This is a genomic window from Mesonia aquimarina, from assembly GCF_003667275.1.
GTDB classification, from domain to species: domain Bacteria; phylum Bacteroidota; class Bacteroidia; order Flavobacteriales; family Flavobacteriaceae; genus Mesonia; species Mesonia aquimarina.
The window spans coordinates 595,696-610,536 of record NZ_RCNV01000001.1; the positions used below are offsets into that span (position 1 = coordinate 595,696).

15 protein-coding genes are annotated in these 14,841 nt (G+C 32.3%); 5 read left to right on the forward strand and 10 right to left on the reverse strand.

Annotated features, from left to right (window positions below; genetic code table 11):
* Positions 1-118: 118 nt before the first annotated feature.
* Both carB and rpmH read right to left on the reverse strand, forming a co-directional pair.
* On the reverse strand, positions 119-2,974 hold the full coding sequence (carB, locus tag D9R05_RS02920) for a carbamoyl-phosphate synthase large subunit (protein ID WP_121665705.1): 2,856 nt from the start codon (positions 2,972-2,974) through the stop codon (positions 119-121).
* Between the two features lie 90 nt (positions 2,975-3,064).
* Positions 3,065-3,223, reverse strand: coding sequence for a 50S ribosomal protein L34 (gene rpmH, locus D9R05_RS02925; protein ID WP_121665706.1), 159 nt, complete (start codon positions 3,221-3,223; stop codon positions 3,065-3,067).
* Positions 3,224-3,387: 164 nt separating this feature from the next.
* Here rpmH and D9R05_RS02930 point away from each other — a divergent pair, with 164 nt between their 5' ends.
* Together D9R05_RS02930 and D9R05_RS02935 are read left to right on the forward strand one after the other, a co-directional pair.
* Positions 3,388-3,903 carry a DUF2892 domain-containing protein gene (locus D9R05_RS02930; protein ID WP_121665707.1) on the forward strand — a complete coding sequence of 172 codons (516 nt, stop codon included), beginning with the start codon at positions 3,388-3,390 and terminating at the stop codon, positions 3,901-3,903.
* A 64-nt stretch (positions 3,904-3,967) separates the two neighbouring features.
* The gene (locus tag D9R05_RS02935) at positions 3,968-4,672 is read left to right on the forward strand and encodes a TlpA family protein disulfide reductase (protein ID WP_121665708.1); all 705 of its coding nucleotides are present in this window, start codon (positions 3,968-3,970) and stop codon (positions 4,670-4,672) included.
* Between the two features lie 2 nt (positions 4,673-4,674).
* Here D9R05_RS02935 and cls read toward each other — a convergent pair whose 3' ends face one another.
* From cls to D9R05_RS02950, 3 genes are read right to left on the reverse strand one after another with little or no spacing between them, the layout of a single operon-like run.
* Positions 4,675-6,129, reverse strand: a complete 1,455-nt coding sequence (gene cls / locus D9R05_RS02940) for a cardiolipin synthase (RefSeq protein ID WP_121665709.1) — start codon at positions 6,127-6,129, stop codon at positions 4,675-4,677.
* The gene (locus tag D9R05_RS02945) at positions 6,129-7,091 is read right to left on the reverse strand and encodes a lytic transglycosylase domain-containing protein (RefSeq protein WP_121665710.1); all 963 of its coding nucleotides are present in this window, start codon (positions 7,089-7,091) and stop codon (positions 6,129-6,131) included. Before D9R05_RS02945 ends, cls begins: the two co-directional genes overlap by 1 nt.
* 37 nt (positions 7,092-7,128) lie before the next feature.
* Entirely contained in the window at positions 7,129-7,812 is a 684-nt protein-coding gene (locus D9R05_RS02950) for an alpha/beta hydrolase (protein ID WP_121665711.1), read from the reverse strand.
* A gap of 101 nt (positions 7,813-7,913) precedes the next feature.
* Here D9R05_RS02950 and D9R05_RS02955 point away from each other — a divergent pair, with 101 nt between their 5' ends.
* Positions 7,914-8,630 (forward strand): pirin family protein, encoded by a 717-nt coding sequence (locus D9R05_RS02955; protein ID WP_121665712.1) that lies wholly within the window; start codon positions 7,914-7,916, stop codon positions 8,628-8,630.
* A 10-nt stretch (positions 8,631-8,640) separates the two neighbouring features.
* On the forward strand, positions 8,641-8,946 hold the full coding sequence (locus D9R05_RS02960; protein ID WP_121665713.1) for an N-acetyltransferase: 306 nt from the start codon (positions 8,641-8,643) through the stop codon (positions 8,944-8,946).
* Here D9R05_RS02960 and mtaB read toward each other — a convergent pair.
* The gene (gene mtaB, locus D9R05_RS02965; protein ID WP_121665714.1) at positions 8,943-10,286 is read right to left on the reverse strand and encodes a tRNA (N(6)-L-threonylcarbamoyladenosine(37)-C(2))-methylthiotransferase MtaB; all 1,344 of its coding nucleotides are present in this window, start codon (positions 10,284-10,286) and stop codon (positions 8,943-8,945) included. The genes D9R05_RS02960 and mtaB overlap by 4 nt on opposite strands.
* 121 nt (positions 10,287-10,407) lie before the next feature.
* On the opposite strand from mtaB, the gene D9R05_RS02970 reads away from it, so the two are divergent.
* Complete coding sequence (locus D9R05_RS02970) at positions 10,408-12,024, forward strand: ABC transporter substrate-binding protein (RefSeq protein WP_394340552.1); 1,617 nt, start codon at positions 10,408-10,410, stop codon at positions 12,022-12,024.
* Here the strand turns inward: D9R05_RS02970 and D9R05_RS02975 are convergent.
* From D9R05_RS02975 to dapF, 4 genes are read right to left on the reverse strand one after another with little or no spacing between them, the layout of a single operon-like run.
* The gene (locus tag D9R05_RS02975) at positions 12,021-12,449 is read right to left on the reverse strand and encodes a DUF5991 domain-containing protein (RefSeq protein WP_162984880.1); all 429 of its coding nucleotides are present in this window, start codon (positions 12,447-12,449) and stop codon (positions 12,021-12,023) included. The genes D9R05_RS02970 and D9R05_RS02975 overlap by 4 nt on opposite strands.
* Before the next feature lie 9 nt (positions 12,450-12,458).
* Positions 12,459-13,502, reverse strand: coding sequence for an endolytic transglycosylase MltG (gene mltG, locus D9R05_RS02980; protein ID WP_121665716.1), 1,044 nt, complete (start codon positions 13,500-13,502; stop codon positions 12,459-12,461).
* Complete coding sequence (locus D9R05_RS02985) at positions 13,492-14,022, reverse strand: GNAT family N-acetyltransferase (RefSeq protein ID WP_121665717.1); 531 nt, start codon at positions 14,020-14,022, stop codon at positions 13,492-13,494. The genes mltG and D9R05_RS02985 overlap by 11 nt, the downstream gene beginning before the upstream one ends.
* Positions 14,016-14,795: a diaminopimelate epimerase gene (dapF, locus tag D9R05_RS02990; RefSeq protein WP_121665718.1), complete on the reverse strand. Its 780-nt coding sequence runs from the start codon at positions 14,793-14,795 to the stop codon at positions 14,016-14,018. The genes D9R05_RS02985 and dapF overlap by 7 nt, the downstream gene beginning before the upstream one ends.
* Positions 14,796-14,841: the final 46 nt, after the last annotated feature.

Consider the following 14,841-nt stretch of genomic DNA (forward strand, 5'->3'; position numbering starts at 1 on the left):
AAGTATTTTATAATTTAAAAACCTCGAGAAATTATTCTCGAAGTTTTTTTATAACAATTAAAAAAAGGAATCCAATATAAATTGAATTCCTTTTCTAATTAATTTTCCTTTATATAATTTATCTGGTTAGATACATTTTTCTTCGTGCATAAAGATCATAAAAATCATCATCTTTTAAGTCTTTAATGAATAAAATGCTTTCGCCGGTACTTTTCATTTCCGGTCCTAACTGCTTATTAACTTTTGGAAATTTATTGAAAGAAAATACCGGTTGCTTAATTGCATAACCTTCTAATTGTGGGTTAAAAGTAAAGTCTGATAACTTCTTATCTCCAAGCATAATTTTAGTCGCATAATTTACATAAGGCTCTCCATAAGCTTTTGCTATAAAAGGAACTGTTCTAGATGCTCTTGGATTTGCTTCAATAATATAAACTTTATCATCTTTAATGGCAAACTGAATATTAATTAAACCAACAGTATCTAATGCCAAAGCAATTTTACGGGTATGATCTTTAATTTGCTGAATAATTAAATCTCCTAAATTAAAAGCCGGTAACAAAGCATTAGAATCTCCAGAGTGAATTCCGCAAGGTTCTATATGTTCCATTATACCAATAATATAAACATTTTCACCGTCACAAATTGCATCTGCTTCAGCTTCAATTGCTCCATCTAAATAGTGATCTAGCAATAGTTTATTGTTTGGTATTTTGTGCAATAAATCAACAACGTGTGCTTCTAATTCTTTTTTATTGATAACAATTTTCATTCCCTGTCCACCAAGAACATAAGATGGTCTTACTAAAATTGGAAAGTCTAATTCATCTGCTAAAGCTAAAGCTTCATCTGCATTTTCAGCAGTTCCAAATTCTGGATAAGGAATATCATTATCTTGTAATAATTTTGAGAAACTTCCACGATCTTCAGCTAAATCTAAAGCTCGATAGCTGGTTCCCATAATTTTAATTCCGTAACGATCTAATTTCTCAGCTAATTTTAAAGCAGTTTGTCCTCCAAGCTGAACAATTACACCTTCCGGTTTTTCGTGGCGAATGATATCGTAAATGTGCTCCCAAAAAACAGGCTCAAAATAAAGCTTATCGGCAACATCAAAATCTGTTGAAACCGTTTCTGGATTACAGTTGATCATTATAGTTTCATACCCTGCTTCAGAAGCTGCTAGAATTCCGTGAACACAGCAATAATCAAATTCAATTCCTTGTCCAATTCGGTTTGGTCCAGAACCTAGTACTATAATTTTTTTACGGTCAGAAACTTCACTTTCATTATCTACATAACAATTACCGTCAGCCGTTTCTACTTCACTTTCAAAAGTAGAATAATAATAAGGTGTTTGTGCCTCAAATTCAGCTGCACAGGTATCAACCAATTTATAAACGCGGTTAATTTTTAGCTCTTCCCGTTTTTTATACACTTCGCTTTCCAAGCATTTTAGCATATGTGCGATTTGTCTATCGCCATAGCCTTTCTGCTTTGCTTCCAATAAAATTTCTTTTGAAATATTATCGATAGTATAATTCGTAGATATTTCTTTTTCTAGCATATATAGTTCTTCATATTGTTTTAAGAACCACATATCTATTTTTGTAATTTCATGAATTCTACTCAATGGAATTCCTAGTTGAATAGCATCGTAAATTACAAACACACGATCCCAACTTGGGTTGGTGAGTTTTTCTATAATTATATCGTAATCTGTATAGCTTTTTCCATCAGCTCCTAATCCATTACGTTTAATTTCTAAAGATTGTGTAGCTTTATGCAACGCTTCTTGAAAAGAACGCCCGATACCCATAACTTCTCCAACCGATTTCATTTGTGGACCTAAGGTACGATTAGATCCTTCAAATTTATCAAAATTCCAACGAGGAATTTTTACGATAACATAATCTAATGTTGGTTCAAATAAAGCTGAAGTAGTTTTTGTAATTTGATTATCAAGTTCATCTAACGTATAACCTAAGGCTAATTTTGCAGCAATTTTAGCAATTGGATATCCAGTTGCTTTTGAAGCTAGTGCTGATGAACGAGAAACACGTGGATTAATTTCGATGGCAATAATATCCTCTTTTTCATCTGGACTTACCGAAAACTGAACGTTACATCCTCCAGCAAAATCACCAATATTACGCATCATTTTAATAGCCATATCTCGCATACGCTGAAAAGCAGAATCACTCAAGGTCATTGCCGGGGCAACTGTAATTGAGTCTCCTGTATGAATACCCATTGGATCCATATTTTCAACGGTACAAATAATAACAACATTATTATTTTTATCTCTTAATAATTCTAATTCATACTCTTTCCAGCCTTGTAATGCTTTGTCTATTAAAACCTCATGAATTGGAGACACTTCAAGACCGTGAGATAAAGCTTCTTCAAACTCTTCTTCGGTTTCAACAAAAGCTGCTCCTGCTCCTCCTAAAGTAAACGAAGCACGAATAAGTAATGGAAGCCCAAATTCTTGAGCAATTTCCTTTCCTTGTAAAATAGATTTTGCAGTTTTTGCCGGAGCTACAGGAATATCTATTCTAGACATTAATTGTTTAAACTCTTCGCGATCTTCAGTTATATTAATCGCATCGATATCTACACCGATAAGCTTTATTCCAAAATCTTCCCAAATTCCTTTTTCATCAGCTTCTATACAAAGATTCAAAGCTGTTTGACCTCCCATTGTTGGTAGTACAGCATCAATTTGCGGATGATCTTTTAGAATTTCAATAATTGATTTTGTAGTCAATGGCTTCAAGTACACATGATCTGCCATTGAGGGATCGGTCATAATTGTTGCCGGATTGGAATTTATTAAAATGGTTTCAATTCCATCTTCACGTAGTGAACGTAAAGCTTGCGTTCCTGAATAATCAAACTCACAGGCCTGACCGATAATAATAGGGCCAGAACCGATAATTAAAATACTTTTAAGGTCTTTATTTTTAGGCATCTGAAATAATTAGATAAAAAGGTTAGGGACAAGATATAAAAAAAGGCGTTACCATTAAGTAACACCTTTATATTTTTTAATAACGAATCATTATTTTTTGTGTCTGTTTTCTGAAGAAACAGAAAGTTTTTTTCTTCCTTTTGCTCTTCTTTTAGCAAGGACTTTTCTTCCATTTACACTAGCCATGCGCTCTCTAAATCCGTGCTTATTTCTTCTTTTTCTCTTTGAGGGTTGAAACGTTCTTTTCATTGTAAAATATCTTTAAACTTCTTGAATGTCTTGCTAACTAATTAATAAAGCTCTCGCTTTTTAAACTGCGTGCAAATATACAACATCTTTTTGCTCTTCCAAATGTATTTTTAAATTATTTTTTAATTGTTTTTTATACCTTTGCATTTCGAAAAAATTAAGCGATGTACAACAAAAATATAAAATTAATATTAGCGGGAGCAGCTATTGCGTTTGCAATATACCAAATGACAGAAAGTTATATTGGTAATGGAATACTTTTATTGCTTCTTGCAGGAATATTTATCTTTCTTTATTTTAAAAATGAAATGATTCTTCTAGCTTTTCTTCGTCTAAGAAAGCAAGATTTTCCCGGTGCAAAAAAATGGCTCGATAAAATTAAAAGTCCTGAAAGCGCGCTTACCAAAAAACAGCAAGGTTACTTTTTTTACTTGCACGGCTTAATGGTTTCACAAACAAATATTACACAAGCTGAAAAATATTTTAAAAAAGCCATTAGACTTGGACTTTCTATGAAACAAGACTTAGCAATGGCTAAACTTAATCTTGCAGGAATAGCAATGACAAAGCGTAGAAAACGTGAAGCACAAATGCTATTAAAAGAGGCTAAACAACTGGACAGTCATAATATGCTAAGCGAGCAAATTAGAATGATGAAACAGCAAATGAAAAAAATATAAGCACATTTTTTTCGCTTTCTTTTGTCCTAAAAATTCAGTATCTTTAGGAAAGAAAGAATAGGAAATGAAAACATTTTTAGCTTTTTTAGCTTGCTTACTTTTTCCATTTCTGATTAGTGCTCAACATGATAAACTCTACTTTTCAGAAGCGGTTTCATTATACCTTCCTAAACATAATAAAAAAATAAAAAAAGCATATCGCTACAGAAACTCTGAACGTGCTCGCTTTTTATTTGATTCTTTAGTAAATAACTGTTTTAAGGGCACATATATTGACAATTTCAATATAACTTGTTTACGAAAAAACAACGACTGTATAAACGATTACAAAAAACCTATTTTCCTTCTTACATACGCTTCTTGGTGCGTCCCTGGAAAAGGAGAAATTCCTGCATTAAACGAGTTAGCTCAAAAATATAAGGACAAAATTGATTTTGTTGTACTGTATTGGGATAATGAACAAGAAGTAAGAAAAGTTGCTAAAGAATACAATCGGTCAATTCATATTGTGTATGTTGATGAATTGAAAAATAAGGATGCTTATATTGTAAAAAACATGAAGCATTCCTTAGGTTTTCCTACCACATTTTATATTGGATCTAACAAAAAAATTATAGATATTACAAGAATAGAAATGTTACCATACACTGAAGCTTTTGAAAATTCTTACAACTTAAATTATAAAAATGTATCACAAGGAATTTCAGCTATTTTAGCTTACGAAGAAGAATTGCTTGCAGATACTCCTTTTAAAATTTCTCCTAATTAAATTTAAAGTAATGGAGCCCAAAGCCTGCTAAACGATTCTTTTAAGCGGTTTGTAATTGGTCGGTTTATCCATTCTTGATAATCTACCTGATCACAGTGAGCAATATCATCATTAAAAATTTTTGTCATTTCTTGTGCAAAAGATTCATTATAAACCAATGCATTAATTTCAAAGTTGATTTCAAAACTACGATAATCCATATTTGAAGTTCCTACGGTAGTAAAAATATCATCAATAACAATTGTCTTAGCGTGAACCATACCTTTACAATAATGGTAAACCTCTATACCTGATTCTAACAACTCTACTATATAAGAATTAGTTGCATATTTTGCTGCCCAACTATCTCCTTCTTTCGGAACCAAAATACTCACCTTTACTCCTCTCCTACTCGCTGTTTTTAAAGCAGTTAGAATTTGCTCATTTGGAATAAAATAAGGCGTAGTAATTTTGATATATTTTTCGGCGCCATTAATTGCAGTGAAAATAGCCTCCATAATATGTGGATAATCTGAGTCTGGCCCACTGGCAGAAATTTGAACAGGAATCTCCCCACATTTTTCTATGGAAGGGAAAAAATCATCAGTAATTTTTATTTCCTGATCTGAAACAAAATTCCAATTCAATAAAAAATGACTTTGTAAGGATTTCACCGCATTTCCTTCAATACGTAAATGTGTATCGCGCCAATATCCTGTATTATTAGGATTTACATATTCATCACAAACATTTACTCCGCCAACATACCCGATTTTTCCGTCTATAATAACAATTTTTCTATGATCACGATAGTTTAATTTTCGTGTTAAATTTGGAAACCAAACCGGCATAAAAGGATAAGATTCTATACCACATGCTTTCATTTTTTTTACACCTTCTCCACTTAATTGGCTCCCTACATAATCATAGTTTACACGAATTTCTACTCCTTCCTTTGCTTTATCACAAAGAATGTCTATTAATTGAGCTCCAATTTTATCGTAATTTAAAATGTAATATTCTAGATGAATGTGCTTTTTGGCATTTCGTAAATCTTCAAAAAGTGCTTCAAATTTCTTTTCGCCATTAATTAAAATCTGAACATCATTATGAAATATTAGAGGCTTTTTTTGATTGTTTTGAAGTAGTTTTACAATATTTACTTTATTCCCTAAAAATTTATGCTCATAATTTTCGAGTTTATATTCATCTAAAAGCAATTTATTTTCCCAACGTTTTACGGTTTTATCATCAAAAACTTTTTTGCGCTTAAACATTTTATCTTTCCGGTATTCTTGACCAAAAAAATAATAAACTAATAAACCTATAAATGGTAAAACTATTAAGGCTAAAATATAGGAAACCGTAGTAACCGGATTTCTATTATTTAAAATGATAAAAATTGCTGTTCCTAAAGCTATAATATAATTAAGTATTAAAAGCGAGAACAGCCAATTGTTTTGAATAAAATCGATCATTAAGGTTTGTACGTATAAGCTCCTTTTTCAGGAATTTTTATCTGATATAATTTTCTATATCCGTTATTAAGATGTGCTTCTCTAAGCCAAGGATTATAAAGTTTTAATATTTTATAATTGATACCAAAATCTTTTGCGAATCTTGCGAAGTCAGTTACAGCTGTATCCACAGCAACATTTTTAGTTTCAACTAAATCGTACATGTGTTTTTCAGAAAAATTAAAGCCATATTTTTCAGGGTGACCAATAATTTCTTTTAAGGCTAGGATTCTAAAAACATACCGTTCAGTTTCTGCGCCTAGCAACAGATCATAATAATCTTTTACATCTTGACGCTCTTGTTGACGAGCAATTCCATAATTACCGGCATTATATGCAGCTGCAGCTAATGTCCAAGATCCAAATCGAGCTTTAGCTTGTTTTAAATAATTACAGGCGGCTTCAGTAGCTTTTTCTATATGATAACGCTCATCTACATTATCATTTACTTCTAACCCATTTTCTTTGGCGGCAGCTTCAAGCATCTGCCAAAATCCTGTAGCTCCTGCAGGGGAAACAATTTGTGTAAGTCCACTTTCTGCAACAGCTAAATATTTAAAATCATCTGGAACACCGTTTGCTTTTAAAATTGGCTCTATAATAGGAAAGTATTTATGGGCGCGTTTCATCAACAACAATCCATTAGATTGCCAATACGTGTTAACCAACAATTCACGGTCCATGCGTTCTCTAATATCTGGATTTTCTAATGGAACAGCTTCTCCTGCAAAATTCATTTTATCTGGCAATGGCAACGCATACACATTATAATCGTGTACTACTTTATTGACATTTTTTATGGAATCTTTTTTTACGGCAGTAGTATTTGTTTCACTTTTAAAATCGGTTCGAGTAGCTTGAATTCCAACTCCAACAATTACAAAAGCACCTACCAAACTAGCAATATTTTTCAAACTTTTCATAATCGTACTTTTTTAGGAAAGGTATTAAATAATCAGCTTATTCTGCAAGTTTTCCTGAAGAAATTAATTCAGGTAAATGCTCATTAAACCAACGAAAACGATTTATTATCATAACGTGCGTTCCTCCAGGAACTACAATACATTCAGTAATATTTTTTATAGGAAAAACTACATCTTGATCTCCGTGAATATGAACAGTATCCGGTAAAGGTTTTTGCTGATCCCAACACAGCATTTGCTCAATAGCCCAATCTAAATATTGTTTTTCGTGTACAGACATATACTTTTTATATAATTGAACCCGCTTTCTTGCAAATCTGCCTACCGGAAATTTCTCTAACATTCCTACATAACCTGCTAAGCTAGTCGGGAAAATTTTATAAAGCTTTGTTTGTTTCGCAAATTTCATGCGTTGCGGTAATTCTTCTTTAGATTTTACCGTAGAAATTAAAATGAGACGTTTAACCGGAATAATTTTACTTATTTCTTGTACAATAACTCCTCCAAAAGAAACACCAATTAATACAGGGTTTTTATGAGTTATATCTATCAACATTCGTTTTGCATAGGCTTGTAATGATTCATTTTTTTTGGGCATTTTCCAAGCAAGCCAATGCACTTTGTACTTATCTTCAGGCAATTTAATAAACTCAAAAATACTAGGCTTTGCCGCCATACCGGGCATAAAATAAACGTGGGTTAGTTGGTCTTTGTTATTCATTTTAACAGCTATATAACAGTAATTTAGCGAAAGAAGCACTAAATTTACAACACAAAATTATTGGTTTACAACTAATTTTAAAGACAATAAAGGTTAAATAAATGCGAAAAATAATTCACCCTGCAGACACACGTGGTTCTGCAAACTTTGGTTGGCTAGACGCTAAATATTCATTCAGTTTTGCAAATTTCTTTAATCCCGAGCGTCTTCAGTTTGGAATGTTACGCGTTTTAAATGATGATATTATCGCCGGTGGAATGGGATTTGGAAAACATCCACACGAGAATATGGAAATTATTACCATTCCGTTAGAAGGTGCGCTTCAGCACAAAGATTCTATGGGAAACGAAGGCGTAATTCATGCCGGAGAAATACAAGTGATGAGTGCCGGAACCGGAGTTGAACACAGCGAGTTTAACGCTAGCAAGTCTGAAAAAGCAAATACCTTACAAATTTGGGTTTTTGCTGAAAAAGATGGTGTACAACCGCGTTACGATCAACGAAAATTTAACCCTGAAAAACATAAAAATGAATTGGTAACCGTGGTTTCACCAAAAGATGATAACGATGGTGATGCGGTTTGGGTTCACCAGCAAACTTACTTTAACTTAGGAGAAATTGAAGCCGGAAAAAAAATTGATTATAAACTTCACAACAAAGCACACGGCATCTATGTTTTTCTGATTTCAGGGGAAATTGAAGTTGCAGATGAAATGCTTAAAGAAAGAGATGCAATTGGACTTTGGGAGATAGAAAAAATTGATATCAGCATTCTGAAAGATGCTAAAATTTTACTAATTGAAGTTCCGATGAACTAAAAAATAATCCATGAAAAATGAAACATTTGAAATAAAAAACAACGAATTTTTACGTCAATTTGAAGCAACAATTGAAGGTGAATTTGTAAAGTTAGAATATTCTGATCAAGAACGAAAAATATTTCTTTCTAAACTTGAAATGAGCGAAAGCCTACAAGAAAAAGGGTACCAAGAAAAATTTCTGACCGAAATTTTTGATTATATCGCAGAAAAAGGGCGCATAAAAATTGTACCTACAAGTAAAGAAGTAAAAAGTTTTTTTAAGGCCAATAAAATAAAATACAGCGAATTATTACCAATCGGAATTAGTTTTTAAGCCACCTCAACTTGCTTATTTACAAACTCAAAACGCACCAAACCGTCTTCGTCTATTTCGGTTAATTTTACTTGATGTAAAGTATTCACAAATTCAGGATTCCAAGGCATTTTTACTTTTACATAATTTTCGGTAAATCCATGAATGTAACCTTCTTTATTTTCACCTTCAAAAAGCACTTCTAAAGTGTTCCCTAACTGACTTTCATAAAATGCGCGACGTTTTTTTGCTGATAAACCGCGTAACATTTTACTGCGCTTTTTTCTTACTTTTGTAGGTACAACGCCATCCATTTCTGTCGCCGGTGTATTTGCTCTTTCCGAATATGTAAAAACGTGTAAATAAGAAATATCTAATTCATTTAAAAAATTATAGGTTTCAAGAAAATGCTCATCAGTTTCTCCCGGAAAACCTACAATTACATCAACACCAATACAAGCGTTTGGCATTGTCTTTTTAATTTCTGCAACTCGATCTACGTACAATTCTCGCATGTATCGACGACGCATTAATTTCAACAAATCATTGCTTCCACTTTGCAGAGGAATATGAAAATGTGGTACAAAAGTATTGCTATCAGAAACAAAATTTATCGTTTCATTTTTTAAAAGATTTGGTTCTATAGAAGAAATTCGCAGACGCTCAATTCCGTCGACATCATCTAAGGCTTTTACTAAATCTAAAAACGTATGTTCGTGCTTTTTGTTACCAAACTCACCTTTTCCGTAGTCACCAATATTTACGCCGGTTAATACAATTTCTTTAATTCCTTGTTCAGAAATTTCTTGTGCGTTCTGTAAAACATTTTCTAATTTATCGCTTCGGGAAATTCCTCTAGCTAACGGAATTGTACAATACGTACATTTATAATCGCAACCATCTTGCACTTTTAAAAAAGCACGTGTTCTATCACCAATAGAATATGATCCTACGTAGAAATCGGCTTCTTCAATTTCGCACGAATGTACTTCGCCAAAATCATTTTTGGTAAGATCATTTAAATAATCGGTTATTTTAAATTTTTCAGTCGCTCCTAAAACCAAATCTACACCATTTACATCGGCTAATTCTTCCGGTTTTAGTTGAGCATAACAACCAATTGCAATAATAAAAGCTTCTTCGTTTTTCTTTTGTGCTTGTTTTACAATAGTTTTAAAACGTTTGTCAGCATTTTCGGTAACGCTACACGTGTTTATCACATAAATATCTGCCTTTTCTGAAAAATCGACGCGTTTAAAACCTTCACTCTCAAAAGAACGAGCGATAGTTGATGTTTCAGAAAAATTTAATTTACAGCCCAAGGTGTAAAATGCAACGTTTTTATTTTCATTTCTATTCATAAAGCAACCGGCTCCTTTCGTAATCTTTTACTATTATTGTAGTGTTTCTAATGAAATTTTCTAAGAAAGAAAATCTTCAAAAACGGGTGCAAATATACTACCTAAAATCGGCATAAGAAAATTGATAAAATTCATTAACAAAATAGAAATCAACCATTTAGTACTTTTCGTATTAATTTTTGCAATTATAAGTTGTAAAAATGAGGCTGAAAAAAATCGTGATCACCTAGTTTTCAGATATAATGAACACGCAAATATTACTTCGCTAGATCCGGCTTTTGCAAAAGACCAGCGCAATATTTGGCCTTGTAATCAATTGTATAACGGCTTAGTGCAACTTGACGACAGCTTGAATATTCAACCAGATTTAGCTAAAAAATGGATCATTTCTGAAGATGCAAAAACCTATACTTTTTTTCTTCGTGATGATGTTTATTTCCATAAACATAAAATCTTCGGAAAAAATAAAACCCGAAAAGTTGTTGCGGAAGATGTTGTTTTCAGTTTAAAAAGATTAACCGATTCTAAAATCGCTTCGCCCGGAAGTTGGGTGATGCAAAATGTTGCTAATATTTCAGCTGAAAATGATTCGATTGTAAAAATTGAATTGTCGCATGCTTTTCCTGCTTTTTTAGGTTTGCTTTCCATGAAATATTGTTCGGTAATTCCTACAGAAATGGAAGAATTAGATTTTAGAGAAAATCCGATTGGAACCGGACCTTTTAAATTTAAACGCTGGGAAGCTAACGAAAAATTAGTGTTCAGAAAAAACAACCTTTATTTTGAAAAAGACAAAAATGGTGAACAACTCCCCTATTTAGAAGCGGTCGCTATTACTTTTTTACCCGATAAACAAAGTGAATTTTTACAATTTGCACAGGGAAATATTGACTTTTTAAGTGGATTAGATCCTTCTTATAAAGATGAATTGTTAAGCGTTCGCGGGAAATTACGTGAGAAATATGCCTCACGTGTAAATATGTTAACCGCACCTTATTTAAACACCGAATATTTAGGTATTTATCTCGACAGCAAAACCGAAGAAGTAAATTCTCAAAAAATTAGACAAGCCATAAATTATGGATTTAATCGGGAAACGATGATTACCTATTTACGCAACGGAATTGGAACTCCTGCAAATCATGGTTTTATTCCAAAAGGTTTACCGGGTTTTTCTTCTGAAACCTACTACGATTACAATCCTGAAAAAGCGAAAAAACTAATTAATGATTATAAAAAAAGTTCCGGAAATGCGAATCCTGAAATTAGTATAAGTACCAACGCACAATATTTAGATTTATGCGAATATATTCAGCGCGAACTGCAAAAAATCGGCTTAACCGTAAATATTGACGTAATGCCGCCTTCTACACTGCGTCAACAGCGTTCTACCGGAAAACTGGATGTTTTTAGAGCAAGTTGGATTGCTGATTATCCCGATGCTGAAAATTATTTATCTCTTTTTTACAGTGAAAATTTTTCACCAAACGGACCAAATTATACGCATTTTAAAAATAAAACTTTTGATAAATTATATGAAAAAGCTATAAATACTTCATCCACTGAAAAGCGTGTTTTACTTTATAAAAAAATGGATTCCGTTGTGATGAAAAACGCACCGGTTGTTCCTTTATATTATGATGAAGTAGTCCGTTTTTCTCAGAAAAATGTAAATGGTTTAGGAATAAACCCGATTAATTTATTGGATTTAAAACTGGTAAAAAAAGTGAAAAACTAATTCACTTTTGAAAAGCAATTTGAGCAGCTTTTTTGTGTTGATTGTTTTAGTTTCGGTTGAAGTTTTTGCCAAGTAGTTTCTAAAACTGAATCTTTTTTATACGAAAACTGAAATAAAGTCTCGTTTCTATCTAAGCTTTCTTCAGTAGAAAGAGATTTAATAGTCAGTTTTTCACCATCCATTTTCCCGTAAATAGCTATATCTTCAAAAGTTTGTTGACCGTTAATTTTCAAGCTACCATAAATTTTATCATTAGCCAGAGAATCTAAGCTCAATTCCCAATTCATTACTTGATAATAATCTGCAATTGCTTTTACAGGTTTTTCGAAATATAGATAATTCCCTTTCCATTTTTTTGGATTAGTTTTTTGACAAGAAGTCAAGGCTAACAAAAGAGCTATAACAAGAAAGTTCCTAAATTTCACCTTAATAATTTATCGATTAATTCCCATTTTATTAATCCAACGCACATAAGCTTGACGGTTTACATTATGCTGACGCAATGATTTTGCAAATTTATGATAGCCAGGATTTTCAGGATCGGCAACAAAATATAAATAGTCGTGATTTTCATAATTTAGCACCGCTTCTATAGAAGAAATATCGGGCATCGTTATTGGCCCCGGTGGCAATTCTTTATACATATACGTATTATAAGGAGAATCAACTTTTAAGTCTTTGTATAAAACGCGTTTTATAACGGTATCAAAATCTTTATTTTGTTTTTTAACTGCGTAAATCACAGTTGGGTCGGCATCTAATTTTATTCCGCGTTTATAGCGATTCATATAAACACCGGCAACACGTTTACGTTCATCTATTTTTGCAGTTTCTTTTTGAACGATCGATGCGATTACGTTGACAGATTTTGGATTCAAATTCAGTTTTTCAGCTTTTTGAATTCGGTTTTCATTCCAAAAACGCTTGTATTCTTTTAGCATTCGCTCTTGAAATTCTTCTGCTGAAGTATTCCAATAAAATTCGTATTGATTTGGAATATACATTGCCAGTGCATTTTCTTGCGTAAAATCATGTTCAGCTAAAAAAGTAGAATTGCGCATGGTTTTTAACAATGATAAACTGTCGGCTTCGATTTGTTCAGCAATTCTTCCGGCTAAATTTTCAACACGTTCTTGGTTATTAAAAACCAATTTTATCGGTTTATTTTGACTACGAAGTGTATTTATCATTTCGTTATTATTCATTCCTTTTTTCAGAATAAATCTGCCCGGTAAAATATTACTGGCATAACCTTTTCGGCGAGCAACAGCATCAAAAGAAGAAATATCATCAACCTTATTGCGCAATTGCTGAATAACATCTTTATAATTGGCATCAGTTTTTATAAAAACTTCCGTTGTGTTTTGCTCAAATTTTGTGTTTGATACAAAAATACTGTTGTAAACGTAATAACTAAAAATTCCTAATCCGATAACGCCTAGCAAGGCAATAGCAAGTATTATTTTTTTAATATACATTATTTATTAATTGGTATAAATATTCTGTTTTATATATTCCGTTGACTAAATTCCAATCTTTTTTTTTGCCAGTTTTCACAAAACCCTGTTGCTGAAAAAGTTTTTGACTAACAACATTTTCTTCTGAAACACCAGCGTAAAGTTGATGCATTTTTAAATGGGAAAAAGCGTAGTTACACAACAATTGTAAAGCTTCTGAACCGATTCCTTTTTGTCTATTTTCAGTTTCTGCAATTAAAATGCCAATTGCTGCCCGATGATGTTGCGGTTCAAAATCAAAAATATCGATTAAGCCTAAACTATTTTGCTGAAAATCTTCAATCACTAAACGCAATTGTTTAACTTCAAAAATATCTAAATGTGCGTTTTCTAAATATTGTTTGATTAAAAATTTAGAATAAGGCGTTTGCGTAGAACTGAGCTCCCATAAATCTTCATTATTTTCTATTTCGTAAATAAATTCAAGATCTTCGGGTTCTAAAGCTCTTAGTTTTATATTTCTTCCTTGAAGTGTTAGCATAAAATTTTGCCTTCAAAAACTTGTTGCGCAGGACCTGTTAACCAGACGTTATGGTATTTAGCATTTTCTTCTTCAAATTGGATAGATAAATTTCCGCCAGGTGTTTTTATAGCAACATTTTTTGTGCTTACTTTTTCTGAAAAATGAGCAGCAATTGCGACTGCAGTAACGCCTGTTCCGCAAGATAGTGTTTCATCTTCTACGCCACGCTCAAATGTTCTAACATTTAAAAAATCTTGAGCTTGTTCTACAAAATTTACATTAACACCTTCTTTTTTATAAAGCTCGTTGTGACGAATTTTTGCCCCTTCCTTTTTGACATCTAAATCCTTTAAATTATCAGTAAAAACAATATGATGCGGAGAACCGGTATCTAAAAAATAAGCATCGGCAATTTGTTTTATTTCAGTTACATTTTGCATTTGTAAACTGATAGAATCAGATAAAATTTTTGCTTCATGTTTTCCATCTATCGCCGTAAAAGTGGCGCTATTTTTTACAATTCCTAAAAATTCAGCAAAGCGTACAAGGCATCTTCCACCATTTCCGCACATTGTGCTTTCATTTCCATCAGCATTAAAATAGACCATTTTAAAATCATCTCCTGCAATCGAAGAGTTTTCCAATAAAATGAGTCCGTCAGCTCCTATGCCAAATTTTCTGTCACATAATTGTTTAACAAGTTTGGTATCATTTTTGAAAATTTTATTTCGATTATCAATCAAAACAAAATCATTGCCTGTACCTTGATATTTGTAAAAAGTAAGCTCCATTTTTTATTTTTAACGCAGGCAAATATACAATAATAAGAGAGAAGTT

Excerpts from the sequence above, each read along its gene's own strand:
- D9R05_RS02945 (WP_121665710.1), bottom strand. The coding sequence starts at position 7,091 with ATGAAAAGTTTGAAAAATATTGCTAGTTTGGTAGGTGCTTTTGTAATT.
- rpmH (WP_121665706.1), bottom strand. The coding sequence starts at position 3,223 with ATGAAAAGAACGTTTCAACCCTCAAAGAGAAAAAGAAGAAATAAGCAC.
- D9R05_RS02930 (WP_121665707.1), top strand. The coding sequence starts at position 3,388 with ATGTACAACAAAAATATAAAATTAATATTAGCGGGAGCAGCTATTGCG.
- carB (WP_121665705.1), bottom strand. The coding sequence starts at position 2,974 with ATGCCTAAAAATAAAGACCTTAAAAGTATTTTAATTATCGGTTCTGGC.
- mltG (WP_121665716.1), bottom strand. The coding sequence starts at position 13,502 with ATGTATATTAAAAAAATAATACTTGCTATTGCCTTGCTAGGCGTTATC.
- D9R05_RS02955 (WP_121665712.1), top strand. The coding sequence starts at position 7,914 with ATGCGAAAAATAATTCACCCTGCAGACACACGTGGTTCTGCAAACTTT.
- dapF (WP_121665718.1), bottom strand. The coding sequence starts at position 14,795 with ATGGAGCTTACTTTTTACAAATATCAAGGTACAGGCAATGATTTTGTT.
- D9R05_RS02950 (WP_121665711.1), bottom strand. The coding sequence starts at position 7,812 with ATGAATAACAAAGACCAACTAACCCACGTTTATTTTATGCCCGGTATG.
- cls (WP_121665709.1), bottom strand. The coding sequence starts at position 6,129 with ATGATCGATTTTATTCAAAACAATTGGCTGTTCTCGCTTTTAATACTT.
- D9R05_RS02985 (WP_121665717.1), bottom strand. The coding sequence starts at position 14,022 with ATGCTAACACTTCAAGGAAGAAATATAAAACTAAGAGCTTTAGAACCC.
- D9R05_RS02960 (WP_121665713.1), top strand. The coding sequence starts at position 8,641 with ATGAAAAATGAAACATTTGAAATAAAAAACAACGAATTTTTACGTCAA.
- D9R05_RS02935 (WP_121665708.1), top strand. The coding sequence starts at position 3,968 with ATGAAAACATTTTTAGCTTTTTTAGCTTGCTTACTTTTTCCATTTCTG.
- mtaB (WP_121665714.1), bottom strand. The coding sequence starts at position 10,286 with ATGAATAGAAATGAAAATAAAAACGTTGCATTTTACACCTTGGGCTGT.